The organism is Brenneria corticis, from assembly GCF_003115855.1.
Taxonomy (GTDB): domain Bacteria; phylum Pseudomonadota; class Gammaproteobacteria; order Enterobacterales; family Enterobacteriaceae; genus Brenneria; species Brenneria corticis.
In genome coordinates this window covers 116460-142538 of sequence record NZ_KZ819077.1, presented here as the reverse complement: position 1 = coordinate 142538, position 26079 = coordinate 116460, and the positions used below count along the sequence as shown (strand labels likewise).

Annotated in this window: 22 protein-coding genes; 19 read left to right on the top strand and 3 right to left on the bottom strand. The window is 56.3% G+C overall.

Translation table 11 applies throughout. The features are described 5' to 3' along the window. Positions 1 to 36 precede the first annotated feature (36 nt). The 4 genes from DDT56_RS09925 (at position 37) to pdxY (ending at position 3610) form a co-directional block, all read left to right on the top strand. Positions 37 to 348 carry an MliC family protein gene (locus tag DDT56_RS09925; protein ID WP_136166286.1) on the top strand — a complete coding sequence of 104 codons (312 nt, stop codon included), beginning with the start codon at positions 37 to 39 and terminating at the stop codon, positions 346 to 348. 150 nt (positions 349 to 498) lie between these two features. After that, on the top strand, positions 499 to 1167 hold the full coding sequence (gene pdxH / locus DDT56_RS09920) for a pyridoxamine 5'-phosphate oxidase (RefSeq protein WP_136166285.1): 669 nt from the start codon (positions 499 to 501) through the stop codon (positions 1165 to 1167). 221 nt (positions 1168 to 1388) lie between these two features. After that, the gene (tyrS, locus tag DDT56_RS09915; RefSeq protein ID WP_136166284.1) at positions 1389 to 2666 is read left to right on the top strand and encodes a tyrosine--tRNA ligase; all 1278 of its coding nucleotides are present in this window, start codon (positions 1389 to 1391) and stop codon (positions 2664 to 2666) included. Between the two features lie 86 nt (positions 2667 to 2752). Beyond that, a complete protein-coding gene (gene pdxY, locus DDT56_RS09910) occupies positions 2753 to 3610 on the top strand; it encodes a pyridoxal kinase PdxY (RefSeq protein WP_136166283.1) in 858 nt (285 codons plus the stop codon). 56 nt (positions 3611 to 3666) lie between these two features. Here pdxY and gstA read toward each other — a convergent pair whose 3' ends face one another. Then, positions 3667 to 4275 carry a glutathione transferase GstA gene (gene gstA / locus DDT56_RS09905; protein WP_136166282.1) on the bottom strand — a complete coding sequence of 203 codons (609 nt, stop codon included), beginning with the start codon at positions 4273 to 4275 and terminating at the stop codon, positions 3667 to 3669. 397 nt (positions 4276 to 4672) lie between these two features. Here gstA and acnA point away from each other — a divergent pair, with 397 nt between their 5' ends. From acnA to DDT56_RS09885, 4 genes are all read left to right on the top strand, one after another. Next, a complete protein-coding gene (gene acnA, locus DDT56_RS09900) occupies positions 4673 to 7348 on the top strand; it encodes an aconitate hydratase AcnA (protein WP_136166281.1) in 2676 nt (891 codons plus the stop codon). Between the two features lie 559 nt (positions 7349 to 7907). After that, positions 7908 to 9431 carry an FAD-dependent oxidoreductase gene (locus tag DDT56_RS09895; protein ID WP_136166280.1) on the top strand — a complete coding sequence of 508 codons (1524 nt, stop codon included), beginning with the start codon at positions 7908 to 7910 and terminating at the stop codon, positions 9429 to 9431. Between the two features lie 191 nt (positions 9432 to 9622). Next, complete coding sequence (locus DDT56_RS09890) at positions 9623 to 10855, top strand: OprD family outer membrane porin (protein WP_136166279.1); 1233 nt, start codon at positions 9623 to 9625, stop codon at positions 10853 to 10855. Between the two features lie 133 nt (positions 10856 to 10988). Further along, positions 10989 to 12638 (top strand): ABC transporter substrate-binding protein, encoded by a 1650-nt coding sequence (locus tag DDT56_RS09885; RefSeq protein ID WP_136166278.1) that lies wholly within the window; start codon positions 10989 to 10991, stop codon positions 12636 to 12638. Positions 12639 to 12685: 47 nt separating this feature from the next. Here the strand turns inward: DDT56_RS09885 and ribA are convergent, their stop codons facing one another. Beyond that, complete coding sequence (ribA, locus tag DDT56_RS09880; RefSeq protein WP_009112444.1) at positions 12686 to 13279, bottom strand: GTP cyclohydrolase II; 594 nt, start codon at positions 13277 to 13279, stop codon at positions 12686 to 12688. Between the two features lie 262 nt (positions 13280 to 13541). On the opposite strand from ribA, the gene pgpB reads away from it, so the two are divergent. The 9 genes from pgpB to DDT56_RS09835 all read left to right on the top strand — a co-directional run bounded on the left by pgpB (position 13542) and on the right by DDT56_RS09835 (position 23271). Continuing rightward, positions 13542 to 14315 (top strand): phosphatidylglycerophosphatase B, encoded by a 774-nt coding sequence (gene pgpB / locus DDT56_RS09875; protein WP_136166378.1) that lies wholly within the window; start codon positions 13542 to 13544, stop codon positions 14313 to 14315. Between the two features lie 219 nt (positions 14316 to 14534). Next, complete coding sequence (locus DDT56_RS09870; RefSeq protein ID WP_168197598.1) at positions 14535 to 15476, top strand: D-ribose ABC transporter substrate-binding protein; 942 nt, start codon at positions 14535 to 14537, stop codon at positions 15474 to 15476. 80 nt (positions 15477 to 15556) lie between these two features. Further along, positions 15557 to 16186 (top strand): DUF2291 family protein, encoded by a 630-nt coding sequence (locus DDT56_RS09865; protein WP_136166277.1) that lies wholly within the window; start codon positions 15557 to 15559, stop codon positions 16184 to 16186. Continuing rightward, complete coding sequence (locus DDT56_RS09860) at positions 16187 to 17707, top strand: sugar ABC transporter ATP-binding protein (protein WP_136166276.1); 1521 nt, start codon at positions 16187 to 16189, stop codon at positions 17705 to 17707. It abuts the gene before it with no gap. Positions 17708 to 17709: 2 nt separating this feature from the next. Beyond that, entirely contained in the window at positions 17710 to 18807 is a 1098-nt protein-coding gene (locus DDT56_RS09855) for an ABC transporter permease (RefSeq protein WP_136166275.1), read from the top strand. Positions 18808 to 18952: 145 nt separating this feature from the next. Continuing rightward, positions 18953 to 19783 carry a transketolase gene (locus DDT56_RS09850; protein ID WP_136166274.1) on the top strand — a complete coding sequence of 277 codons (831 nt, stop codon included), beginning with the start codon at positions 18953 to 18955 and terminating at the stop codon, positions 19781 to 19783. Beyond that, positions 19776 to 20720, top strand: a complete 945-nt coding sequence (locus DDT56_RS09845; protein ID WP_136166273.1) for a transketolase family protein — start codon at positions 19776 to 19778, stop codon at positions 20718 to 20720. The genes DDT56_RS09850 and DDT56_RS09845 overlap by 8 nt, the downstream gene beginning before the upstream one ends. Positions 20721 to 20722: 2 nt before the next feature. Next, on the top strand, positions 20723 to 22213 hold the full coding sequence (locus DDT56_RS09840) for an FGGY family carbohydrate kinase (RefSeq protein WP_136166272.1): 1491 nt from the start codon (positions 20723 to 20725) through the stop codon (positions 22211 to 22213). 59 nt (positions 22214 to 22272) lie between these two features. Next, complete coding sequence (locus tag DDT56_RS09835) at positions 22273 to 23271, top strand: sugar phosphate isomerase/epimerase family protein (RefSeq protein WP_136166271.1); 999 nt, start codon at positions 22273 to 22275, stop codon at positions 23269 to 23271. A gap of 36 nt (positions 23272 to 23307) precedes the next feature. On the opposite strand, the gene DDT56_RS09830 is transcribed toward DDT56_RS09835, so the two are convergent. Further along, on the bottom strand, positions 23308 to 24252 hold the full coding sequence (locus tag DDT56_RS09830; protein WP_136166270.1) for a sugar-binding transcriptional regulator: 945 nt from the start codon (positions 24250 to 24252) through the stop codon (positions 23308 to 23310). 193 nt (positions 24253 to 24445) lie between these two features. On the opposite strand from DDT56_RS09830, the gene DDT56_RS09825 reads away from it, so the two are divergent. Both DDT56_RS09825 and lapB read left to right on the top strand, forming a co-directional pair. Next, positions 24446 to 24751: a LapA family protein gene (locus DDT56_RS09825; RefSeq protein ID WP_009112455.1), complete on the top strand. Its 306-nt coding sequence runs from the start codon at positions 24446 to 24448 to the stop codon at positions 24749 to 24751. 13 nt (positions 24752 to 24764) lie between these two features. Continuing rightward, entirely contained in the window at positions 24765 to 25934 is a 1170-nt protein-coding gene (gene lapB / locus DDT56_RS09820; protein WP_136166269.1) for a lipopolysaccharide assembly protein LapB, read from the top strand. Positions 25935 to 26079: the final 145 nt, after the last annotated feature.

Sequence of the window (26079 nt, the reverse complement as noted above, 5' to 3'; positions counted from 1 at the left end):
CGTTTCACCGCTATCGGCAACAACGGGAGAAGAGTAATGAAATCACTGCTGACAGGGGCGGTGCTGGTCCTATTAAGCGGATGCAGCTATTTTGGTCATCAACAGTCGGTTAACACCCTGTCTTATCAGTGCGGCACCATGCCGCTGACGGTAACGATGCGGCAGGACGATAAATCGGCGTCACAGGTCGTCTTCCTGCTGGACGGAGAACGCCACACTCTGCCGCAGATGCCCTCTGCCTCCGGCGCAAGATTCAGCGATGGAAACTACACCTTCTGGAGCAAGGGAAACCATGCCTTTATTCAGCGCGGCGAACGGGTCATTGTTGATGACTGCGTTTTGAAATGATCGGGCTTTAACGCGGCGTTTTTACACGGATTGATGCTGACCCGACAACGACCGATGGTGTCGCCGGCGATTGAGATTTTGCGGGTACGGGCGCAGAATAACGAGATTAATCTCCTCTTTTAAATTGCCACAGCAGGACATCATCACACTATGACACAGGAAAGTACGCCTTCCTTTCAGGTACCCGATATCGCGGATCTACGCCGTGAGTATACTCTCGGCGGACTGCGCCGCCGCGACCTTACCGACAATCCGCTGGATCTGTTTGAGCGCTGGCTGAAGCAGGCATGTGAAGCCCGGCTGGCGGATCCCACCGCCATGTCGGTCGCCACCGTCGATGAGCAGGGGCAACCCTATCAGCGTATCGTGCTGTTGAAGCATTACGATGAACAGGGCATGGTGTTTTACACCAATATGGGAAGCCGCAAGGCGCGCCACCTGGCGCACAATCCGCAGGTGAGCCTGCTGTTTCCCTGGCACATGCTGGATCGGCAGGTCATGGTGCTGGGGCGTGCCGAGAAGCTGCCCGCGCTTGACGTCATCAAGTATTTCCACAGCCGCCCAAAAGAGAGCCAGATCGGCGCGTGGGTCTCCAAACAGTCCAGCAGGATTTCGGCCCGCGGCATTCTGGAGAGCAAATTTCTGGAGCTCAAGCAGAAATTCCAGCATGGCGAAGTGCCGCTGCCGAGCTTCTGGGGCGGTTTCCGCATTACTATCGATTCCATGGAGTTCTGGCAGGGGGGTGAGCACCGTCTGCATGACCGCTTCTTCTATCAACGGCAGGACGACGGCTGGAAGGTCGATCGTTTGGCGCCTTAATCTTGAAATATCCTGGTTAAACTCTGGCGATCCTGCCCTGAGCGCTTTATCCTATGGCGTTTCGCGCCATCGCCGTTTTGAGCGGCGTGGGCGTTTGACCTGATGTTAAACGGGACGAAGATACCCAAAGCAGGCAGGGCATAAAAAACCAATAATAGGCCGCGGCGAATCAGCTTGCCGCGGCGTACAACGCGATATTTGGCATAAAAACGGAGTTATCGATGGCGAGTAGTAACCTGATTAAACAACTGCAAGAGCGGGGCCTGATTGCCCAGGTGACGGACGAGGAAGCGTTGGCGGAGCGACTGGCGCAAGGGCCGATCGCGCTGTATTGCGGCTTCGATCCTACCGCCGACAGCTTGCATTTGGGGCATCTGGTTCCGCTGCTTTGCCTGAAACGTTTCCAACTGTCGGGTCACAAGCCGGTGGCGCTGGTGGGCGGGGCGACCGGCCTGATTGGCGACCCGAGTTTTAAAGCCACGGAGCGTAAACTGAATACCGCGGAAACCGTCAGCGAATGGGTGGAAAAAATTCGCCGCCAGGTCTCGCCGTTTCTGGATTTCGACTGCGGCGAAAACAGCGCGATCGCCGCCAATAACTATGATTGGTTCGGCAGTATGAACGTGCTGGATTTCCTGCGCGACATCGGCAAGCATTTCTCGGTTAATCAGATGATTAACAAGGAAGCGGTCAAGCAGCGTCTGAACCGGGACGACGTGGGCATCTCCTTTACCGAATTTTCCTACAATCTGCTGCAGGGCTATGACTTCGCCTCTTTGAACAGGCAGCATAATGTTGAATTACAAATCGGCGGTTCCGACCAGTGGGGCAATATCACCTCCGGTATTGATTTGACCCGCCGCATGAATCAGCAACAGGTTTACGGCATGACCGTGCCGCTGATCACCAAATCCGACGGAACTAAATTCGGTAAGACCGAAGGCGGCGCAATCTGGCTGGACGCCAGCAAAACCAGTCCTTACAAGTTTTACCAGTTCTGGATCAATACCGCCGATGCCGATGTTTACCGCTTCCTGAAATTCTTCACCTTTATGAGCCTTGAAGAGATCGATGCGCTGGAAGAAGAGGATAAAAACAGCGGTAAGGCGCCGCGCGCGCAGCATGTGCTGGCGGAAGAAGTGACCCGTATGGTGCATGGCGAAGCGGGCCTGGCCGCGGCGCGCCGCATTACCCAAAGCCTGTTCTCCGGTTCGCTGCAGGATATGACGCAGGAAGATTTCGCCCAACTGGCTCAGGATGGCATGCCGATCGTTGAGCTGGAGCGAAACGCCGATTTACAGCAGGCGCTGGTTAACGCCGAGCTGGTGCCGTCGCGCGGTCAGGCTCGCACCATGATCGCCTCCAACGCGGTGACGGTCAACGGCGTAAAACAGGCCGATGCGGAATATACCTTTAGCGACGGCGATCGCCTGTTCGGCCGTTACACCCTGCTGCGCCGGGGTAAAAAGCACTACTGCCTGATCTGCTGGAAAGCATAGATACGGGAAATCAGGGAGCGTAAGCTCCCTGTCTTTTAGCGGTTATTGATGCGCGCATGCGCTGGCAAGGATTTGAGTCACAGCAAATGAAAAACATACTCTCCATTCAGTCACACGTTGTTTTCGGTCACGCCGGCAATAGCGCCGCCGAGTTTCCCATGCGGCGAATGGGCGCAAACGTTTGGCCGCTTAATACGGTGCAATTCTCCAATCATACCCAATACGGCCATTGGACCGGCTGCGTCATGCCCGCCGGCCATCTGACCGAGATTGTGCAGGGCATTGCGGATATCGGCCGACTGAAAGATTGCGATGCGGTGCTGAGCGGTTATATTGGTTCGCCTGAACAGGGCGAGCATATTCTGGGGATCGTTCGCCAGGTCAAGGCGATAAATCCGCAGGCGCTCTATTTCTGCGATCCGGTGATGGGCTCGCCGGAAAAAGGCTGCATTGTCGCGCCGGGAGTGGCGGATTTTCATTGCCGTCAGGCGTTACGGGCGGCGGATGTGATTGCGCCGAACCTGCCTGAGCTGGAGCAGCTCAGCGGCCATGCGGTGCATAATGTGGCGGAAGCCGTGGAAACGGCGAGAGCGCTGTGCGAGCAGGGGCCGAAAATCGTGCTGGTCAAGCACCTCAGCCGTGCGGCTTATCGCAGCGACAGCTTTGAAATGCTGCTGGTCACGCCGACGGATGCCTGGCATATCAGCCGGCCTCTGGTGGAGTTCGAACGTCAGCCCGTCGGCGTCGGCGATCTGACCAGCGGATTACTGCTGGTGAATTTACTCAAGGGCGTGGCGCTGGATAAAGCGCTGGAGCACACCACGTCGGCGGTTTACGACGTTATGCTGATAACGAAAGAGATGAACCAATATGAGCTGCAGCTGGTCGCCGCACAGGACGGCATCGTTAATCCGCGCCATCATTTTCAGGCGGTGCGTTTGTAAGGGTACGAATAAAGCGCGGTGGTCGCCGCGCGCTTTATCTTCAACCTTTCAACCTTTCAACCTTTCAACCTTTCAACCTTGAGCGCCGTTGCTACCGAAGGCCGTTCGGCAATATGTTCAAGGTAGGCGGCCAGCGCAGGGTAGCGGAACATATCCAGCTTCAGCGACTGCGCCCAGCGCATAACGGTAAACAGGTAGGCATCCGCGATGCTGAACCGGTTGGCGATCAGATAATTCTGTTCGCTCAGCACCAGATTGATATAGCGAAATCTTACCTGCAGATACTCAAACAGCAGCTCTTTGTAGGTTTCCGGCGTGCCGGGACGAAATATCGGGGAAAAGGTTTTATGTAATTCAGCAGAGATGTAGTTAAGCCATTCAATGGTGTGGTAGCGCGCCATACTGCCTATCGGGGCAATAAGATTGCAGTGCGGAACCTTGTCCGCGATATACAGCGCAATGGCGACGCCCTCGGTCAACACGGAATTATCATCAAGCATTAAGGCGGGCACCAGCCCTTTGGGATTAATCGATAGGTAATCCGTCCCGCGTTCGGTTTTCCTGGTTTTGAAATCCACCTTTTCGAGTTTGAAGTCCAACTTGGACTCCAGCAAAACAATATGAGCAAAAAGGGAACTGCTTTCCGGCTTATAAAACAGTTTCATGTATAACCCCTTGATATTATTTTTTTATCCATCAACAGATGGGCTGCGGTTTATTCACTGAACGCGTTTTTATTTTTACTACAACAGGCGATATCAGGCTGTGAGCCATCCGGCAAAACGTTTGTCATCCCCCCCAAAAACGATAGCGAAGAGATCGTTAGCCTTATTCACTATCGGCCAAAACGACCGCTAACTTTACTTAATTTTCCTCCGGGAAAAATCTCTCCTTAACGCCATTTATCAATAGCCAGCGGCTATCGCTGCGGTTATTGGGTGTTGTTGCAAAAATGTTGTTTTTTGTTTGTGTTATATTTAAACAAGACCGCGTGTTCAGGCTGGGTATTGAATGGCCGGTTGACGCAAAATAATGATTTATCAGGTCACTTTGGGAGGAAGCATGTCATCTCATTTTCTTCGCGACAGCTGTCTGGATACGCTTAGGATACGGCAACAAACCTATCACTATTACAGTTTACCCCTGGCGGCCAGGCAGCTTGGGGAGATTGATAACTTACCCAAGTCATTAAAAGTATTGTTGGAAAACCTGCTGCGCCATCTGGATGACGATACGGTCCGGCAAGAGGATCTCCAGGCCGTGGTTTCCTGGCTGAAAACCGGCCATGTCGAGCGGGAGATAGCCTACCGTCCCGCGCGCGTGCTGATGCAGGATTTTACCGGCGTGCCCGCGGTGGTCGACCTCGCCGCCATGCGCGCCGCGGTGGAGCGCCTGGGCGGCGACGTCAATAAGGTGAATCCGCTGTCGCCGGTCGATCTGGTGATCGACCACTCGGTGACGGTGGATCACTTTGGCGACGAGCTGGCGCTGGCGGATAACACGCAGTTGGAAATGGAACGCAACTATGAGCGCTACCAGTTTCTGCGCTGGGGGCAAAACGCTTTCAGCCACTTCAGCGTGGTGCCGCCGGGAACGGGCATTTGTCATCAGGTGAACCTGGAATATCTGGCGAAAGCGGTATGGTATGAACAGCGGCAGGATAAACTGCTGGCCTATCCCGATACGCTGGTCGGAACGGACTCGCATACCACCATGATTAACGGCCTTGGCGTACTGGGCTGGGGCGTCGGCGGAATTGAAGCCGAAGCCGCCATGCTGGGCCAGCCGATTTCCATGCTTATTCCGGACGTGGTCGGGGTTAAATTGAGCGGAAGAATGCGCGAGGGGATCACCGCGACCGATCTGGTGCTCACCGTAACGCAAATGCTGCGCAAACACGGCGTGGTGGGGAAGTTTGTGGAGTTCTACGGCGACGGCCTGGACTATTTGCCGTTGGCCGATCGGGCGACCATTGCCAATATGGCGCCGGAGTACGGCGCGACCTGCGGTTTTTTCCCCATCGACCACATCACGCTGGAATATATGCGCCTGACCAACCGCAGCGACGACCAGATCGCCCTGGTCGAGTCCTATAGCAAGCAACAGGGATTGTGGCGTAATACCGGCGATGAGCCGGTATTCACCAGCCAGCTGGCGCTGGATCTGGGGAGCGTCGAGACCAGCCTGGCCGGCCCGAAACGCCCGCAGGACCGGGTTGCCCTGGCGGCGGTGCCCCAGGCGTTCGAGGCAAGCAGGGAACTGGATATCAATTCGGTGAAAACCCGGCCGGAGTATGAGGAATTTACCCTGGACGGGGAGACGCACCAGCTGCATCAGGGCGCCGTGGTGATTGCGGCGATCACCTCCTGTACCAATACCTCGAATCCCAGCGTACTGATGGCCGCCGGATTATTGGCGAAGAATGCGGTAAAACGGGGGCTGAAGAAAAAGCCCTGGGTTAAGACATCGCTGGCGCCGGGCTCGCGCGTGGTCACGGACTATTACGCCAAGGCCGGCTTAACGGCCTATCTTGATGAGCTGGGCTTTAATCTGGTGGGATACGGCTGCACCACCTGTATCGGTAATTCAGGTCCTCTGCCGGACGCCATCGAAACGGCGATTAAAGCCGGCGATTTGACCGTCGGCGCGGTGTTGTCGGGAAACCGCAACTTTGAAGGGCGTATTCATCCGCTGGTGAAAACCAACTGGCTGGCCTCGCCGCCGCTGGTGGTGGCCTATGCGCTGGCGGGAAACATGAATATTGATCTTACCGGCGAACCCCTGGGGGAAGATGGCCAGGGTCGTCCGGTCTATCTGCGGGATATCTGGCCGACGGCAAAAGCGGTGGCCGACGCCGTATTGAACGTCAGCGCGGATATGTTTCATAAACAGTATGCCGCGGTATTTGAAGGTACTCAGGAATGGAAAGACATCGAGGTCGATAATAATCCCACCTATCAGTGGCCAGCGGAATCGACCTATATCCGCCAGACGCCGTTTTTCCTCCATATGGAAAAAGAACCGGAACCAGTGCGGGATATCCATAACGCCCGCATTCTGGCCATGCTGGGCGACTCCGTCACCACCGACCATATCTCTCCCGCGGGCAATATCAAACGCGACAGCCCGGCGGGACGCTACCTGCTGGAGCGCGGCGTAGAGACCAAAGAATTCAACTCCTACGGCTCGCGCCGCGGCAATCATGAGGTGATGATGCGCGGCACCTTCGCCAATATTCGTATCCGCAATGAGATGGTGCCCGGCACGGAAGGGGGATATACCCGGCATATCCCTTCGCAAAACGAGATGACGATCTATGACGCCGCCATGCGTTACCAACAGGAAAATGTCCCGCTGGCTTTGCTGGCGGGCAAGGAGTACGGCTCCGGGTCCAGCCGCGACTGGGCGGCGAAGGGGCCGCGTTTACTGGGGGTACGCGTGGTTATCGCCGAATCATTCGAGCGTATTCACCGTTCCAATCTTATCGGTATGGGGATTCTGCCGCTGGAGTTCCCAAGCGGGGTGACGCGCAAGACGCTGGAATTAACCGGCGATGAGCAGATATCGATTAGCGGATTGAATCAGTTAACGCCCGGCGCGGCGGTAAACGTAACCATTACCGATAACGCGGGGAATAGTCGGGTGATTAAAACCCGCTGCCGCATCGATACCCGCAACGAACTGACCTATTACCAGAACGACGGCATCCTGCATTATGTCATTCGTAATATGCTCTGAACGGCGAGTCGCGCTCCGCTGGCGGATACGTTTGCTGGCGGAGCGAAGCCGGGCGGATTCAGCGCTGGATCAAATTCCGGTTATTTGACTGATGGCGTTTTGTACAGTTAATGACCATGTTCACAGTTCCTCCCTTCGCGCTGCGCTAAGGTGATCCCCGGCGAGCGTTTCTTACCCGGCAAGATGATATAGCCTGTTCTCGCGGATAGGCAGGGTTTGAACCCTCTCGGACACTGGCTTTCAGATGTCGGCAGGATAGTCTTAGGGCGATAGCGCGCCTGTGCACCATTTACAGGGATGTCCTCGCATTCAATCGTCCATTTCCTTTTGATGACAGTCAGTCATAAATCTCATTCTTTTTAAATCACATACCTTCAATAGCTGCGGATATAGATTTCAATATATCGCTATGGCTACCGGATGGTTTTCCATGGAAATTATCGGGTTAAAAGCGATGAGCCAACGCCGATGCCGCTTGAAAATAAACGCTGAACCGGCGTGTCGAGCATCGGTAACAGGAAGCCGAATAAATAAAATATATATTAAGAGGGACTGACTCATGAAACATGCATTTTCTATCAGGACGCTGCTCGCCGCGCTGATCGCGGCGTTGCTCTCTTTCCCGGTCTATGCGGACAAGGTGTACGACACCGATATTGTCGTCGTCGGCGGCGGCGGAACCGGTCTTGCCGCGGGCGTACAAGCAAAAATGCTCGGCGCCGAGGTAATCATACTGGAGAAACAGGCCATTGCCGGCGGTTCGGCAAATTACGCCGAAGGCATTTTCGCCGCGGAAAGCACGATGCAGAAAAGACAGGGCATTGATGTATCCAGGAAGTTCGCCTTCCATGCGATCATGAACTACAGCCACTGGCGGGCCAACGCGCCGCTGGTCAGCGCTATTGTGCTCAAATCCGCCGAGACTCTCGAATGGCTGCAACAGTTCGGGGTGAATTATGAGTTTATCGGCGTAGGCGCTTTCGGCGGCCCCCTGACCTGGCACGTGGTGGGCGAGCTTGAGATTAACGGCAAACGTTACAATCATGGCAGCGCGGTAATGGCGGCGCTGAACCAGAAATTCCGCGATCTGGGCGGCACGATTCTGCTGCAGACGCCGGGTAAGAAGCTGATTAAGAAGGACAACCGCATCGTCGGCGTTGAAGGGGTCAATAAAGACGGTGAAAAGGTCATCGTCAACGCCAAGGCGGTGATCATCGGCACCGGCGGCTACGGCAACAATAAGGAAATGCTGAAAAAATACGCCCGGTTTCCCGACGTGATTATGGTCGGTCAGGCGGGTAAGGACGGCGAAGGTATTCAGATGGCCTGGGAGGCGGGAGCGGGCGAGGAGGGGGCGGAGATTATGATCCCTTATCGTCCCGGCCTGCCTGATTTTTCCACCACCTCGCACCTTATCGCGGCCGCGGTTCAGCCCTATCTCTACGTCGATCCCAACGGCAGGCGGTACACCGATGAGCACAATATCTCCGAGTGGCCTTTCTCCGGCAACGCGCTGGAACGCATCGGCGGCGTGGCCTACTCCATCTACGACGAGCAGACAAGACAGCTGTTTCTCAACGACGGCATCCAGATGGCTTTAGGCGAATGGGTAATCTATGGCACCAAGCTGGATAAACTTGACGAGGAGTTTAATAAAGAGCTGGCCAAAAACAACGGCAACGTATTCAAATGCAACACCATCGATGAGGTGGCGCAGAAAATCGGCGCGGACCCCAAGGTGCTGAAAGAAACCATCGCCAATAATAATAAAGCGGCGGCGATACATAAGGACGAACAGTTCTTTAAAAACGCCGACTTTCTGCGGCCGGTGGAAAAAGGGCCGTTCTATGTGACCAAGCTTCAACCCCGGGCGCTGGGTACGTTCGGCGGCATAAGGATCAATGAGAAAACGGAAGTCGTGACCGCGCAGGGAAAAACCATTCCCGGGCTTTACGCGGGCGGACTTGATGCGGGCGGCATGTACGGCGACAGCTACGGCCTGGAAATGGGCGGCGCCAGTTTCGCCTTCGCGCTGAACGCCGGGCGGATCGCCGCGGAAAACGCGGTTAAGTATATAAAATAAATATCCGCGACTCCCTCGCCGTATTTATATATACCCTAAATAATTCGAGTTGCAGGAAGGCGGCAAGTGAAGGAATCCCGATGAGCTTACACAGGTAAGTGACTCGGGTGACTGAGCGCAGCCAACGCATCTGCAGCTTGAAGTATGACGGGTATACGGCGGGTATTATTTCTTTTTTAGAGGGAAGCAAAATGAAAAATTTTGCGCTATTTCTATCATCGCTATTATTAATATCAAACCCTACCGCATTTGCCGCGGACAATCTGCAGGAAGCCTTTGAACAGGGAACGCTTAAAGGCGAATTGAGAGGCTATTATTTCGAAAGGAATTTTGATAAAAGCGATAAAAGAGCCGATTTGGCCGCGGGCACTTTATTTTATTACAACACCGCCGCCGTTAACGGATTGAGCGCCGGCGCCGCTTTCGCCAGCGCCAACGATATCGGCAGCAACGATAGTCATCAGGTCTACGGCCTGGTTCAGGGATACGGCACCAAGAAGCATCAGAGTTTCTCGCGTCTTCAGGAATATTATGTGCAGGGCGACTGGTTCGATACCCGGATAAAATTCGGCGCGCAGGAGATAAATACCCCCTTTATGAGCGGTCATGATATACGGCTGCTGCCCAAGACCTACCGGGGCCTCTCCGTGGTGAATAACAGCGTGGAGAATCTGGAGTTGTCCGCTTACTATATTACGGCGTTCGAAGGCTGGTGGGACGATCAATTCACCTCGATGATATCCGTCGATGGCAAAGAGGTGAACCGGGATCTGGTCGCCGGCGGGGCGAAATACCAGCTCCCCGTCGATGTCGCCAACGTTCAGCTCCAGGGCTGGATATACCATATGGACGATGTATTCGACACCGGCTTTTTCAAAGTTCACGCGGCGAAGGACGTCGGCGATTATCAACTGTTTTTCGCGCCGTCGGTGCTGTTTCAGAAGTCGATCGGCAAGGAGTTGGGCGGCAGGGAATTCGACACTTACCAATATGGTTTCAATACCGGCTTCAAGGCTCACGGTTTCCATATCACCGCGTTCTACGCCAAAACCGGCAACGACGAGCTCTATGTGCCGTGGGGCGATGAAAAAGTCATCATACAGCAGATCAACGCCGCCGGCCGGGCCGACGAGACCGCCTATGCGCTGAGAGTCGCTTATGATTTCTCGCAAATCGGCATCAAAGGACTTAACGCCTATATCTTCCACGCCTATTACGATACCGACAGGCTTCAGTACTCCACCCAGCAGGCAAAAGACGTCAATGAGACCGACTTGAGCGTGCAGTACGATTTTTCCGGCGCCCTTGACGGATTCAGCGTACGTCTGCGCTACGCGTTTATCGATGCGGAGAAAGGAGAGAACTTCGACGACTTCCGGGTTTACCTGCGCTATCGCTTTACCCTCGGCGGAAACCGGGGATAAACCAGCCAACGCCTGACGCGGAATATTCCCGCGCCAGGCGCTATTCCTGACGACCGCATTATATCCACTTGCCGTGGAGGGCTTCCGCGCGTTATTACTCATATCGGGGTTAAACGGTGCATAAGGAGAGGGTATGAATTTAACGTTAAACGTCGGTAAAAAAGCGCGCCGCGTTTTGCTGTTTTCGCTTTGTTCCGCGTTGGTCCCGGCTGCCGTTGATGCGGCGGAGCTGCCCGCGGAGCTGCCCGCGGGGGTGCAACTGGCGGAAAAACAGGAACTGGTGCGCGGCAACGGTTCCGAACCCGCCTCGCTTGATGCGCACAAAGTGGAAAGCGACGTCGAAGCCAATATTATTCATGATTTTTTTGAAAAACTGATTGCGGTGCGTGATGACGGCAGCATTTCCGGCGGCCTGGCCGAAAAGTGGGAGCAGCGGGACCACCAGCTCTGGACGTTTCATTTGCGTCCGGATCTGAAGTGGTCCGACGGCACTCCGCTCACCGCCGACGATGTCGTCTTTAGCTGGCGGCGTCTGGTCGATCCGCAAACCCTTTCCCCCTATCAGTCCTATATCCCCAATATGCATGTGCGCAACGCGGCGGATATCGCGGCGGGGAAGAAGCCCGCCAGCGACCTGGGCATCAGGGCGCTGGATAAGCGCACGGTGCAAATCGAACTGGATCGGCCTTTGTCCTATTTTCTGGCGATGGTCGACCATTTTGCCGTCGTCACCCTGCCGCAAGCGGCGATTGAAAAGTATGGCGATAAATGGACCCAGCCCGGCAATTTCGTCGGCAGCGGTCCTTTCACCCTTGACGAGTGGGTGGTCAACGAGCGCATTGTCGCCAAACGCAACCCCTATTATTGGGATAACGCCCATACCATACTCAACAAGGTGACCTATCTGCCCATCGTGTCAAACACGGCGGAGGTGAATCGCTACAAGGCCGGGGAGGTGGAGGTGACTTTTACGCTGCCGCCGCATCTGTTCAACGCGCTCAAGGCGGAATTGCCCGATCAGGTTAAGGTGAACCCGCAGTTATCGACTTACTACTATAAATTCAATACGCAAAAACCGCCGTTTAACGATCCGCGCGTCAGACGGGCGCTGGATCTGGCCCTGGACAAAACGGTGATTGCCGAAAAAGTGTTGGGCATGGGGCAGTTGCCCGCCTATAGCCCGTTACCGCCCGGTATGGCGGGCTTTGCCGGCGAACCGCCGGAGTGGGCGGCCTGGACCCAGCAGCAGAGAAACGCCGAGGCGAAAAAGCTGCTGTCCGATGCGGGGTTCAGCGCGCAGCGGCCGCTCAAGTTCGACCTGCTGTACAACACGTCCGAGTCGCATCAGCGCATCGCCATCGCCGCCAGCTCCATGTGGAAGCAGGCGCTGGGCGTGGAGGCGCGGCTGAAAAATCAGGAGTGGAAGAGCATGCTGGACACGATGCGCACCGGCGATTTCGAGGTGGTGAGATCGTCCTGGGGGGCGGATTATAACGAGCCTTCCACCTATTTTGATATCCTGCGTACCGGCAACAGCAATAATCAGGGGAAATTCACCCATGCCGAATATGACGCCCTGCTGGATCGCGCGGTCAACGCGGACAGCTTGGCGGCGCGTAATAGCGACTATCATCAGGCGGAAAAAATTCTTCAGCAGCAGGTTCCGCTGCTCCCCATCTATTATTATGTGCGCGCGCAGCTGGTAAAACCCTATATCGGCGGGTTCAAGCCCGATCAGAAAGCGGATATATACAGCAAGGATATTTATATCATCAGGCATTAAGAGGGGAGGAATGCCAGGGCAGCCTGGCATTCACTTTGACCGGCGCGTTATTTCATATCCAGCAGATGTCCCATCTTGGCGGCTTTGGTCGCCAGATAGCGTTCGTTTTTCGGGTTGCGGCCCACTACTAACGGCACCCGCTCGACGATATTGATGCCGGCCTCATTGAGGATTTTTACTTTTTGCGGATTATTGGTCAGCAGGCGGACTTCATCGACACCCAGCAGTTTGAACATATCGGCGCACAGCGTGAAGTCGCGTTCGTCGGCGGCAAAACCCAGCTGATGGTTGGCTTCAACCGTATCGGCGCCCAGATCCTGTAACGCATAGGCGCGAATTTTATTCAGCAAACCGATATTGCGGCCTTCCTGCCGATGGTAGATCAATATACCGCGGCCTTCCTCGGCGATATGGCTCAAAGCGGCTTCGAGCTGAAATCCGCAGTCGCAGCGCAGGCTAAACAATGCATCACCCGTCAGGCATTCAGAGTGCACTCGAGCCAAAACCGGAACCGAGCCAGAAATATCACCGTAAACCAATGCGAGATGATCATGCCCCGTGGCGATCTCTTCAAATCCCACCATCAGGAAATCGCCCCAGGGGGTGGGTAATTTGGCATCTGCCACCCGTTTTAGCTGCATGTTATTCTCCAAAAAAACAAAAAAATGCTGACGCGCATCCTACTGCCGGATGGTGGCTTTGACCAGCGAAAAACCATAGCTAAAAAGTTAAGGCATTGCACTCACCGATCGTGCTTAAACGATGGGGAAATAGTGAGGCGATGGTTTTCCCATTGACGAAACCGCGGGCTATTTTACGCCATACTGACGGCCGATGCCGGTTTTTCTGCTAGAATTGTGAAAATATTGTTTTAGACATCACACTGAATTATAGGGAGAAATGATGTACGACATCGCCAAACGGACCACTATCGGCGCACTATTTTTGCTGATCATGCCGTTGATTATTTGGGCCAGCGGGTGGCAGTGGCAACCGGAATATAGTGGCTTATGGCTGCGTATATTGTTCTGGACGACGGAAACGGTGACGTCGCCCTGGGGAACCTTGACCAGCATCATTCTGGGCCTCTGGTTTCTGTGGTGCCTGCGCTTTCGACTGAAACCCGCGCTCGGCCTGCTGGCGATCATGATCATTACGGTACTGATCGGCCAGGGGACGAAATCGGCGATTAAAGAGTGGGTTCAGGAGCCGCGCCCGTTCGTCGTCTGGCTGGAGAATAATCACCAGATTGACGATAGCTATTTCTATTCTCTGCCGCGTAAGGAACGCGGCGACGTGGTAAAAGAGCAACTGCATAACGAACGGCAGATCCCCAACTGGCTGCGTCAGCACTGGCAGTTTGAGACCGGGTTCGCCTTTCCTTCCGGCCATACGATGTTCGCCGCCACCTGGGCGCTGCTGGGCGTCGGCTTATTGTGGGCGCGCCGGCATTACAAAACGGTGGTGGTGTTAATGCTGTGGGCGACCGCGGTGATGGGAAGCCGTCTGGTGCTGGGAATGCACTGGCCCCGGGATCTGGTGGCCGCTACGCTGATAAGCTGGCTGCTGGTGGTGATTGCCTGCTGGCTGGCCCAGCAATGGTGCGGCCCGCTTTCTCTCCAGCGTGAAGAGATCGCCGAGCAGCGACAGGATGACGCCTCGCAGGGGAAAGCGTAAATCTTGCCCAAACGGTTAAATCTCCGCGGATGACCGGCCGTCATCCGCCTTCGCATTACTCAATTACCCGCCTTACCCTGCGTTGAATCACAAATGTAAACAATTTGTGAGCTGCTTCGCTATTCCTGTTTTTATCATTGGACAATTTCCAGTTTGCTTGCAAAACTCCATATGAATGTTAATTCAATATTGAATATATATTCAAAGAGGAGAATAATAATGAAACCTTACCTACTGAAACCCTGCCTTACGGCCATCATGCTTTCTCTTTCCGCCGCTGCCTATGCGGCCGACAACGGGTTGATCGCCATTATTACCCCATCCCACGATAACCCCTTTTTTAAAGCCGAGGCGGAAGGCGCCAAAGCCAAGGCTATTGAATTGGGCTACACCACTCTGGTCGCTTCCCACGATGATGACGTGAGCAAGCAAAACCAATTGATTGAAACGGCGATTGCCCGTAAGGCAAAAGCCATCGTGCTGGATAACGCCGGCGCCGATGCCACCATCGGGCCGTTGAAAAAAGCCAAGGCGGCGGGAATACCGGCTTTTCTCATCGATCGCGAGATTAACGAAACCGGCGTCGCGGTGGCGCAGATTGTCTCCAATAACTATCAGGGCGCGCAGCTTGGCGCCGAGAAGTTTGTTGAATTGATGGGGCAAAAGGGCAAATACGTTGAATTGATCGGTCGCGAGTCAGACACCAACGCGCACGTTCGTTCCCAGGGCTATCACGACGTGATCGATGAATACCAGGATCTGAAGATAGTTGCCCGGCAGACCGCCAACTGGAGCCAGACCGAAGCCTTCAACCGTATGGAATCCATCCTGCAGGCCAATCCGGATATCGCCGGGGTCATTTCCGGCAACGACACCATGGCGCTGGGCGCCGAAGCGGCGCTGAAGGCGGCGGGGCGGCATGATGTCATCGTGGTGGGGTTTGACGGCAGCGACTACGTGCGCGATTCCATTATCAATAAAGGCAACATCAAGGCGACGGTGCTGCAACCCGGCTGGGAGCAGGCGCAGATGGCGGTGGAACAGGCCGACTATTACCTGAAAAACGGTAAAGCCCAGCATGACGAAAAGCAGTTGATGGACTGCATTCTGATTGATGAGTCCAACGCCGGCAAGCTCAGTACCTTTGCGTTGAAACCCTAAGCGCGCGACAACCGTAAAAAGGAGTGACCGGGGAGCGTAAGCGCCCCGAGTCAGGAGAGTGCAACAATAGAGGAGCCATTATGCAGCGTTATCAACGATGCCGTACCGGGTGGATCGGTCTGTGCGCGCTGTTGCTGTCGGCCTGTACGGTGGTGGATCTGGATGAAAACGGCAAGCCGATTATCCCCGTCGATCCGTCCGCGACCCCGAGCTATAACAACATGACGCCGGATACTATTGCGATCCAACTCTGGCAACCGAAGCTGCTGCCGCTGGCACAGGAACAGGCGCTGAGCTGGGATGAACTGAAAAAGCAGCAGGCATCGCTGACGGGCGGCGCAGGCAAAGCGGTATATGCGCGGTTTCAGGGGAAGGTGATGAAAGTCGATCGCCAAGGTCGTGAAGGTCGACTGGAGATCGGCGTGCAGGGCGAGACGGTTGCGTTGCAGCTGGGGCCTATCGTCAAGGGCAATGCGATTCGCGATGCCGCCGGGTTCATTCGCTTTGAGGATTTTAAAAATCAGGTGCAGTTCGCTCAGCTGGCGCGTTCGCTGAATAAAAAGGCCATGGAGAATTTGCCGGCTATTGATGACGACTGGCAGGGAAAAGATATCCAGGTGCTTGCCGCGTTAAGACTGACCGGGCAGGACATCCGCGACGCGGTGCCGCTCGAATTGCTGCCGGCCGAATCATCCGGGGAGGCCCAGTAAATGACCCAGAAACCGGACATTGTCATGGCTACCCGCGGCGTCACGATGCTGTTTCCCGGCACCAAAGCGCTGGATAACGTGGATTACAACGTCTATCGCGGCAAGGTGAATGTAATCATCGGGGAGAACGGCGCGGGCAAATCGACGTTGATGAAAATATTGGCCGGCGTGCAGCAGCCGACCTCCGGCCAGATCCTGCTGAACGGCGAGGTGGTGCGTATCGCCAATACCCGCGATGCGGCGGCCAAAGGCATCGGCATGGTGCATCAGGAGCTTAACCTGTCAGAAAACCTGAGCGTGGCGGAAAACATTTTTCTGGGACGGGAGATTCAGAAAGGGCTGGGCCCCATCGATTACCAGCAACAGGAGAAAATCGCCGCGCAGCTGATGGCGCGCCTCGATCAGGATATTTCGCCGCGCACCGAGGTGGCCGGCCTGAAAGTGGGGCAGCAGCAGCTGGTGGAAATCGCCAAGGCGCTGGCCGAACAGGCCGATATCCTGATTCTGGATGAGCCCACCTCGGCGTTAAGTAAAACCGAAGTGGACATTCTGTTTCGGGTGATCCGCGAACTTACCCGGCAAAACGTCTCCATTATTTATATTTCCCACCGTCTGGAAGAGCTGATGGCCATTGGCGATTACATCACCATTTTGCGCGACGGCCGTTTTCAGGCCGAAGCGGCGGTCAATGAAATCGACGTGCCGTGGATCATTCGGGAAATGCTGGGCGGCGATCCCGTATCCAGTTTCCTGCGGCCGGGGCGGACTTTTGGCGCGCCGGTACTGGAAGCGGAACACATCACCTGCCTCAACGATGCGGGCAACAAAGTGGTCAACGATGTTTCCTTTATGGTGAGAGAGGGCGAAATCGTCGGCATTTACGGTCTGATGGGGGCGGGACGCACCGAACTGTTCGAGTGCCTGCTGGGCACGCAGCATGACTATCTGGGCAAGATTTACCTCGATAGCAAACCGGTGCATACGCGCCTGTCCACCGCCGATCGTATCCGCATGGGCATGAGCCTGGTGCCGGAAGACCGCAAAAAAACCGGTATTTTCCCCTTATCGTCGGTGGCCTCCAACCTGACCATCGCCAGCTTATGGCGGCGGCTGAAATACGGTATGGCGATATTTCACCAGGAGGAGGAGAAAGTGGTCGCCACCACTATCGGCAGTCTGGGCATCAAGGTTTCCTCGCCGCAGGTGGAGATTCAGGCGCTGAGCGGCGGCAATCAGCAGAAAGTGGTTATCGGCCGCTCGCTGCTGACCAGCCCCAAGATCCTGCTGCTGGATGAGCCGACCCGCGGAATCGACGTGGGGGCAAAGGCCGACGTATTTGAAATGATGGTCAAGCTGTCTGAGCAGGGTATCGGCGTACTGTTTTCCACCTCGGACCTGAAGGAAATCATGGCGGTATCGGATCGTATTCTGGTGATGTCGAACGGCAAGCTGACGGCGAATATCGCCCGTCAGTCCGCCAGCGAGTCGGCATTGGTTTCGGCAAGTGCACAAGGGTTCTGACAATGAAAACGACTAACCTTCCGGCGGCGTCCGGCGCGCTATTACCCGGCAAGTTCGTACGCTCGCGTGAGAGCTTGCTGTTGTTGATCCTCAGGCTGCGCACTTTTATCGCGCTGTTTCTGATTCTCGGCTTTTTCGCCTTTACCGTTCCAGGGTTTCTGGCGACCGGCAGCCTGATCATTATGGTCAAACACATCGCCATCAATGCGTTTCTGGCGCTGGGCATCACCTTCGTCATCATCACCGCCGGCATCGACCTGTCGATAGGCGCAACGCTGGGGCTATGCGGCATGATCGCCGGCTATATGATTACCCAGGGGATCGTCCTGCCGATGTTCGGCATCGCCATTTTCCCCAGCGTATGGGTGATTGTGCCGGTGGTATTGCTGATCGGCGCCTTTATCGGGGCGATTAACGGCTGGATCATCACCCGTTACAACGTGGCGCCGTTTATCTGCACGCTGGGTACGATGTACATCGTACGCGGCGCCGCCATGCTGATTTCCGGCGGTGAAACCTTCCCGGGATTGGCGGGGAATCCTCAACTGGGCAATACCGGCTTTGAACTGATTGGCGCAGGCACGATCCTCGGCCTCCCGTTTGCCATCTGGCTGATGTTCGTACTGGCGCTGATTATCGCCTATGTGGCTCGCCGTCTGCCGTTCGGCCGCCATGTCTACGCCATTGGCGATAACGAGCGCGCCGCCGAGCTATCCGGGGTGAAAGTGCGCCAGGTAAAAGTCTGGGTATACACCATTTCAGGTTTCTGCGCCGCCATTGCCGGGATTGTGGTTTCTTCCCAACTGGTCGCCAGCCATCCGGCCACCGGGACGGCGTTTGAAATGAACGCCATCGCCGCGGTGGTGCTTGGCGGAACCTCGCTGGCCGGAGGACGGGGGACGATACTGGGAACGCTGATCGGCGCTTTCGTCATCGGCATTCTGGCGGACGGCCTGGTGATGATGGGGGTAAGTGAATTCTGGCAGATGGTGATTAAAGGCATCGTGATTATCGTGGCGGTCATCATTGACCAGATGCAAAACCGCATGCAGCACAAAGCGGCGATTGTATCGCAAAAGGTAGCAGCGGAAGGGGCGTAGCGGTCTGGCTCGATAGGCTGCCGGTTGCTGCTCGGCAAGCAGGAGGAGGCAGCCGGCGAAACGCGCCGGAACGGGAATGCTGTTTTTTTTGTCTGTTGTGGAATAAATATTCGAATTTGAGTAAAAATTCAAGGCGAGGTGAAGTATGAATCCGTACGCATTGTCGGTGGAGGCGCTGACGCGAAAAGCTCGCGCCATTCGTCGCCGAATCATTAATCTGAATGCCAACAGCCCGGCGGGCGGCCATACCGGGGCCGACCTTTCACAGGTTGAAATCCTGACGGCGCTTTACTTCCGTATCCTGAACTGCGCGCCGGACCGTCTTCAGGACCCGCAGCGGGACATCTATATCCAGTCCAAGGGGCACGCCGTGGGAGGATATTACTGTTGCCTGGCGGAAGCGGGATTTTTCCCTGAATCCTGGCTGGCGACTTATCAGCACCCGGACTCGCACCTGCCGGGACATCCGGTGAAGTACAAGACGCCGGGGATCGAGCTGAATACCGGCGCGCTGGGCCACGGCCTGCCGGTTTCCGTGGGGATCGCGCTGGCGGCGAAACGGGATAACAGCCCGCGGCGGGTTTTTGTGGTGACCGGCGACGGGGAGCTGGCCGAAGGCAGCAACTGGGAAGCGGCCCTGGCGGCGGCGCATTACCAACTGGATAACCTGGTCATCATCAACGACAAGAACAAGCTGCAGCTGGCCGGCACCACTTGTTCCATCATGAATACCGACCCGCTGGCGGATAAATGGCGCGCTTTCGGCCTGAACGTAACCGAATGCGCCGGCAATGATATGCGATCGGTGGTGGAGACGCTGGAGAACCTGCCCGCTAACGGTAAACCCAACGTGGTGATCGCCAATACGGAAAAAGGCGCGGGCATCTCCTTTATTCAGGGGCGCGCGGAATGGCATCACCGGGTGCCGAAAGGCGAAGAAATCGCGCTGGCGTTGGAGGAATTAAAAGATGAGTAACGCAGAACATCTGGCCAGTGTGATGGTCGAGCAATTTATTAAAGCGGTTGATCGGGGCGTCGATCTGGTGCCTGTGGTGGCCGACTCTACCTCCACCGCGAAAATCTCCCCCTTTGTCAAACGCTTCCCCGACCGTATCGTCAACGTGGGGATTGCTGAGCAAACCATGGTGGGGACGGCGGTAGGGCTTTCCATCGGCGGCAAGGTGGCGGTGACCTGTAACGCCGCGCCGTTTTTGATTTCGCGCGCCAATGAACAGGTCAAGGTCGACGTCTGTTACAACAACAGCAACGTCAAGCTGTTCGGGTTGAACGCCGGATGCAGCTATGGCCCGCTCGCCAGTACCCATCACAGTATCGACGATATCGCGGTGCTGCGGGGCTTTGGCAACATTGAAATCTATGCGCCGTCCAGCCCCGAAGAGTGCCGCCAGATTATCGACTACGCCCTGGATCATCAGGGGCCGGTGTATATCCGCCTTGACGGCAAACCGTTACCGGCGTTGCACGATCGCCATTACCGCTTTGCGCCGGGGCAAATCGATGTGCTGCGTACGGGCCGCGATATCACCCTGGTCGGACTGGGGTCTACCGTGCACGAAGTGGTTACCGCCGCTGAGTTACTGGCGGAAAAAGGCATCGCTGCTACGGTGGTCAACCTTTCTTCGGTGCGGCCGTGCGATACTCGCCAACTGCTTGAAATTCTGCGCGCGGCGCCGCGGGTCATCACCGTTGAAGAGCATAACGTCAACGGCGGGGCGGGCAGTCTGGTGGCCGAGGTCCTGGCGGAAGCGGGCAGCGGTATTTCCCTGTTGCGCCTGGGTATTCCCGACGGCCAGTATGCGATAGCGGCGGATCGGGCGGCGATGCGCGCGCACCACGGCCTGGATGCGGCAGGTATTGTGCAGGCGGCGCAGCGTCTCTGTCCGGGAGCCTAATCATGTTTACACCGGTTATTTTGGCAATAGATGAAGGCACGACTAATGCTAAAGCGGTCGCGGTAGATGCCCAGGGGCGTATTCTGTCCAAGGCGGCGGTGGCCTTGCAGATATCCCACCCTGAGCCGGGACGGGCGGAGCAGGACGCCATGGCCATCTGGCGCGCCGTTTGCCAGGCGGTGGAGGCCTGTCTGTCATCGCTGAACCGGGTGCAGGTGGCGGGTATCGCCATCAGCAACCAGCGTGAGTCGGTGCTGATTTGGGAAAGGCATTCAGGACGTCCGTTGACGCCGCTGGTCAGTTGGCAGGATCGCCGTTCGGAACGCTTTTGCCAGGCCTTGCAGGGCGGCGCCGAAGAAAAGCTGATCGAAGCCCGCACCGGTCTGCCGCTGGATCCGCTGTTCCCGGCGGCCAAAATCCACAGCATGCTGGCCGAGTTGCCGGACGGCGTGTCCCGCGCCGCCCACGGCGAGTTATGCGTCGGAACCGTTGACTGCTGGCTTAACTGGCAGCTCAGCGGCGGCCAGGCTTATTCGACGGATTACTCCAATGCCGCCCGCACCCAGCTTTTCGATATTCACCGCCAATGCTGGGATGAAGACCTGCTGGCGCTGTTCGCCATTCCCAGCGTATGCCTTCCCGCCGTGACGCCTTCGTCGGCGCTGCATGGGCATACCGCGCTGACGGAAATCAAAGGGTTGGCGGCCGGCATACCGATCGTCGCGCTTATTGGCGATTCCCACGCCGCACTATACGGACAGGGGATCAACCAAAGCGGCGCCATCAAAGCCACCTATGGCACCGGCTCGTCGTTGATGACCACCATCGCCGGCTCGCACGCTCACTCCAGCGGATTAAGCACCACTATCGCCTGGCATGACGGCGAGCTGCGCTATGCGCTGGAGGGAAATATCACCCATACCGGCTCCGGCTTTGCCTGGATAGGCAATATGCTGGGCATTCCCTCCGTCGCGCAGCTGACGGAGCTGGCCTTGAGCGCGACGTCGGCGCATGGGGTGTTTTTCGTCCCGGCGTTATCGGGACTCGGGGCGCCGCACTGGGATACTCATGCCCGCGGACTGCTCTGCGGCCTGACCGATGCAACCACGCCGGCGACCATCGCCAGAGCGGGGCTGGAATCGATTGCCTACCAGATCGCCGATGTTTTTTTCGCCATGGAGCAGGCGGCGCAATGCGCGCTGCCGGTACTGCGCGTAGACGGCGGCGCCACGCAAAACCGCTGGCTGATGCAATTTCAGGCCGATCTGCTGCAACGTCCCCTTATTCGCAATCATAACGCCGAAGTCTCGGCGCTGGGGGCGGCCTATCTGGGGGGCAAAACGCTGGGATGGTGGCGTGACGGCGAGCAGATCGCTGCCTTGCCGCGAGAAGTGGAGTTTATCGAGCCGCAGGCGCCGAATGGGGCGCTCCAGGAGAGTTACGCGCAGTGGCAGACAGCGGTGGCCCGCGCCCGTTTCACCCGGTCTCTTTGATATGCCGGGCAACAATAGCTGTGCCTGGCTGATTACTAATAAATGAGGACGACTTAATTATGGCAACCTACACCTATCCTGAATTCGGCGCCGGTTTATGGCATTTCGCCAACTATATCGATCGTTACGCCGTCGATGGCTATGGTCCGGCGCTGAGTACGCTGGATCAGATCAAAGCGGCGAAAGAAGTCGGCGAACTCTCTTACGTTGATTTACCCTATCCGTTCACGCCCGGCGTCACGCTGGCGGAAGTAAAAGACGCCCTGAAAGACGCCGGGTTAAAAGCGATTGGCATCACACCGGAAATCTATCTGCGCAAATGGTCGCGCGGCGCGTTTACCAATCCCGATCCCGCGGCGCGGGCGGCGGCCTTTGAGCTAATGCATGAGTCGGCCGGCATCGTGCGTGAATTGGGGGCGAACTACGTCAAAGTCTGGCCGGGACAGGATGGCTGGGACTATCCGTTTCAGGTAAGCCATAAAAACCTGTGGAAGCTGGCGGTTGACGGCATGCGCGATCTGGCCGGCGCCAACCCGGACGTAAAATTCGCCATTGAATATAAACCGCGCGAGCCGCGCGTCAAAATGACCTGGGACTCCGCCGCCCGCACGCTGCTGGGCATCGAAGATATCGGTCTGGATAATGTCGGCGTGCTGCTGGATTTCGGTCACGCGCTGTACGGCGGCGAATCTCCCGCCGACTCCGCTCAGTTAATCATCGATCGCGGCCGCTTATTCGGCATGGACGTCAATGACAATTTGCGCGGCTGGGACGACGACCTGGTGGTCGGCACCGTGCATATGACCGAAATTTTCGAATTCTTCTATGTATTAAAAATCAATAACTGGCAGGGCGTCTGGCAATTGGATCAGTTCCCGTTCCGCGAAAACCATGTCGAAGCCGCCCGGCTATCGATCCGCTTTCTGAAACACGTCTATCGGGCGCTGGATAAACTGGATATTCCCGCGTTGCAGGCGGCGCAGGAAGCGCAGGATCCCTTACGGGCGCAGCGTATCGTACAGGATGCGCTGCTCTCGTCGATCAATGTCGACGAGTAGGGGATAAACCGCCCGCCGGGTTCTCCGGCGGGCATATCACACCAGCGATTCGGCCGTCAGCCTGTCGGTGATCAGCACGTCAATATAGTTGCCCGTTAACGCGCCTCGAATGGCGGCGCTCTTGTCCACGCCGCCGGCCAGGGCGACCACCCGCGGGCAGCGGCGCAACTGCGGCAGCGCCATGCCGATAACCGGATCTTCCTCATCCTGCAATACCGGTTCCCCCCGCGCGTTATAGTAGTGCAGACACAGGTCGCCCACCGCGCCGCGCCGCGCCAATAACTGCAGCATTTCCTCGTGATAATAGTTGCCGGAATTTTTTAACAACTGCGACGGCTCCAGTACGCCAATGCCCACCAGGGCCAGACTGACATTGCTGAATTTGGCCACCACGCTGGACACTTCATCGCTGGTAATCAGCCGGGTGCGGTCTTCCACCGAGCGTTCTATACTTTGCGCCGGCAGCAGATAGGCCGGGCAGTTTAGCAGGTTGGCCAGGGTTTGCGTCAGGATGGTGGCCTGCACGTTGCCGTTGGGGCCGACGCCGCCGAGTAATTGAATCACGCCCCGCGCCTTGGTGCCGAGAGGGTGGAGATTATCCACCATCGCGCGCAGCGTGCTGCTCCACGATGAGATGCCCACCAGATCGTCAGGGCGGATGCTGGTCTGCAGATAATGGGCCGCCGCCGAACCAATGGCCTGTTTCACCTGGGAAAGGTTGGCAGTATCGGCTACATCGACCACAATTGCCTGGTCGATGGCATAGCGTTTCTGAATGGCCGATTCCAGCGCCATAAACATATTGGCGGGCTGAACCACGCTGATTTTGACCACTCCCTCTTTAACCGAGCGGGTAAGGGCGCGTGATACAAAAGATTGCGACAAATGGAGGGAGTCGGCAATTTCTGATTGTTTCATCCCTTCGCTATAATAGAGCGTGGCGATCTTGACCAACAGTCGCTGTTCGTCCTGCTTTGACATGTTTACCCCTCCGGTTGACGCGCGCCTATCATTTTTATTCAGCTTGGAATAAATAACAAGCACAGGCGACGGTCGCGGCACACGGCAGGGGGCGTGATTTCCCAGCCGGCGGGGGAAATGGTAATTTAATGGGGTTTATCGCCAAAATTTGGCATAATTCATTTAGTTAATAGGAAATAACAGGAAAAAAAACGTGAAATATTTGCTGATTTTTTTACTGGTGCTGGCGATATTCATCATTTCTGTCACACTTGGCGCGCACAACGATCGGGTGATTACGTTTAATTATCTGCTGGCGCAAGGGGATTATCGCGTATCAACGCTGCTCGCCACCCTGTTTGCGCTGGGATTTATTCTTGGCTGGGTAATCTGCGGTCTGTTTTATCTTCGTCAGCGCATTGCATTAGGCCGCGCGCAACGTAAAATCAAGCGTCTGGAACAACAACTCTCTGCCTCTAACGAGGAAAGCGTGGCGCCAGTACAGCCTGCCACCCACTAAGGAAACATTCTCTATGTTAGAACTGCTGTTTCTGTTGCTGCCAGTGGCCGCCGCTTACGGTTGGTACATGGGCCGCAGAAGTGCGCAGCAGGACAAAGAGCAGGAGTCCAACCGCCTGTCGCGTGAGTACGTCACCGGGGTGAACTTTCTGCTATCCAATCAGCAGGATAAAGCCGTCGAACTGTTTCTCGACATGCTCAAGGACGACAGCAACACCTTTGAAGCCCATCTCACGCTGGGCAATCTGTTTCGTTCCCGCGGCGAAGTCGACCGCGCCATCCGCATTCATCAGGCGCTGACCGAAAGCACCTCGCTTACCTTTGAGCAGCGTTTGCTGGCGGTACAGCAGCTGGGGCGCGACTATATGGCGGCGGGGCTGTACGACCGCGCCGAAGAAATTTTCAACCAGTTGGTGGATGAAGAGGATTTCCGCCGCAGCGCCTTGCAGCAGCTTTTGCTGATCCACCAGGCAACCAGCGACTGGCTGAACGCCATCGATGTGGCGGAAAAGCTGGTCAAAATGGGTGAAGATCAACTGCGGGTGGACATTGCGCATTTCTACTGCGAGCAGGCGCTGCTCGCCATGGGGAGCGACGATCTGGACAAGGCGCTGGCGCTGCTGAAAAAGGGCGCCGCGGCGGATAAACAGTGCGCCCGCATATCGATTATGATGGGGCGCATCTATATGGCGCAGCAGCAGTACTCCCGCGCCGTTGAATCGCTGCAACAGGTGCTCGACCAGGACAAAGAACTGGTCAGTGAAACGTTGCCGATGCTGCAGGAGTGCTATCAGCATTTACAGCAGCTTCAGGTCTGGGCCGAGTTTCTGAAACGCTGCGTGGAAGAGAACACCGGCGCGACCGCGGAGCTGTTGCTGGGCGATATTCTTGAGCAAGAGCAGGGGACGGAAGCGGCGCAGGTATACATCACCCGCCAGCTTCAGCGGCACCCGACGATGCGCGTATTTCATCGGCTGATGGATTTTCACCTCAATGACGCGGAGGACGGCCGGGCAAAAGAGAGCCTGCTGGTGCTGCGCGACATGGTCGGCGAGCAAATCCGCACCAAACCGCGCTATACCTGCCGCAAGTGCGGCTTCACCTCGCAGTCGCTCTACTGGCACTGTCCTTCCTGCCGTTCCTGGGCAAGCATCAAACCTATCCGCGGCCTGGACGGCCAGTAACGGTATTATGGTCCCGAATACGCGGCGGATTTATCCACTTAGTTACAACATACTAAAAGATGCTACAAATTCGCCGTTTCAGACGCCATCGGCGAGGACATTCGCTTAACAGGCGGCTGGGATTTCCGCCGCCGGACATGTAGAA

What these genes read in the sequence shown, in the direction of transcription:
- pgpB (WP_136166378.1), top strand. Translation starts at nt 13,542, where the DNA reads ATGTACGACATCGCCAAACGGACCACTATCGGCGCACTATTTTTGCTG.
- DDT56_RS09835 (WP_136166271.1), top strand. Translation starts at nt 22,273, where the DNA reads ATGGCAACCTACACCTATCCTGAATTCGGCGCCGGTTTATGGCATTTC.
- pdxY (WP_136166283.1), top strand. Translation starts at nt 2,753, where the DNA reads ATGAAAAACATACTCTCCATTCAGTCACACGTTGTTTTCGGTCACGCC.
- DDT56_RS09850 (WP_136166274.1), top strand. Translation starts at nt 18,953, where the DNA reads ATGAATCCGTACGCATTGTCGGTGGAGGCGCTGACGCGAAAAGCTCGC.
- DDT56_RS09895 (WP_136166280.1), top strand. Translation starts at nt 7,908, where the DNA reads ATGAAACATGCATTTTCTATCAGGACGCTGCTCGCCGCGCTGATCGCG.
- DDT56_RS09840 (WP_136166272.1), top strand. Translation starts at nt 20,723, where the DNA reads ATGTTTACACCGGTTATTTTGGCAATAGATGAAGGCACGACTAATGCT.
- tyrS (WP_136166284.1), top strand. Translation starts at nt 1,389, where the DNA reads ATGGCGAGTAGTAACCTGATTAAACAACTGCAAGAGCGGGGCCTGATT.
- DDT56_RS09855 (WP_136166275.1), top strand. Translation starts at nt 17,710, where the DNA reads ATGAAAACGACTAACCTTCCGGCGGCGTCCGGCGCGCTATTACCCGGC.
- ribA (WP_009112444.1), bottom strand. Translation starts at nt 13,279, where the DNA reads ATGCAGCTAAAACGGGTGGCAGATGCCAAATTACCCACCCCCTGGGGC.
- DDT56_RS09860 (WP_136166276.1), top strand. Translation starts at nt 16,187, where the DNA reads ATGACCCAGAAACCGGACATTGTCATGGCTACCCGCGGCGTCACGATG.
- gstA (WP_136166282.1), bottom strand. Translation starts at nt 4,275, where the DNA reads ATGAAACTGTTTTATAAGCCGGAAAGCAGTTCCCTTTTTGCTCATATT.
- DDT56_RS09845 (WP_136166273.1), top strand. Translation starts at nt 19,776, where the DNA reads ATGAGTAACGCAGAACATCTGGCCAGTGTGATGGTCGAGCAATTTATT.
- DDT56_RS09865 (WP_136166277.1), top strand. Translation starts at nt 15,557, where the DNA reads ATGCAGCGTTATCAACGATGCCGTACCGGGTGGATCGGTCTGTGCGCG.
- DDT56_RS09890 (WP_136166279.1), top strand. Translation starts at nt 9,623, where the DNA reads ATGAAAAATTTTGCGCTATTTCTATCATCGCTATTATTAATATCAAAC.
- pdxH (WP_136166285.1), top strand. Translation starts at nt 499, where the DNA reads ATGACACAGGAAAGTACGCCTTCCTTTCAGGTACCCGATATCGCGGAT.
- DDT56_RS09870 (WP_168197598.1), top strand. Translation starts at nt 14,535, where the DNA reads ATGAAACCTTACCTACTGAAACCCTGCCTTACGGCCATCATGCTTTCT.
- acnA (WP_136166281.1), top strand. Translation starts at nt 4,673, where the DNA reads ATGTCATCTCATTTTCTTCGCGACAGCTGTCTGGATACGCTTAGGATA.
- lapB (WP_136166269.1), top strand. Translation starts at nt 24,765, where the DNA reads ATGTTAGAACTGCTGTTTCTGTTGCTGCCAGTGGCCGCCGCTTACGGT.
- DDT56_RS09885 (WP_136166278.1), top strand. Translation starts at nt 10,989, where the DNA reads ATGAATTTAACGTTAAACGTCGGTAAAAAAGCGCGCCGCGTTTTGCTG.
- DDT56_RS09925 (WP_136166286.1), top strand. Translation starts at nt 37, where the DNA reads ATGAAATCACTGCTGACAGGGGCGGTGCTGGTCCTATTAAGCGGATGC.
- DDT56_RS09830 (WP_136166270.1), bottom strand. Translation starts at nt 24,252, where the DNA reads ATGTCAAAGCAGGACGAACAGCGACTGTTGGTCAAGATCGCCACGCTC.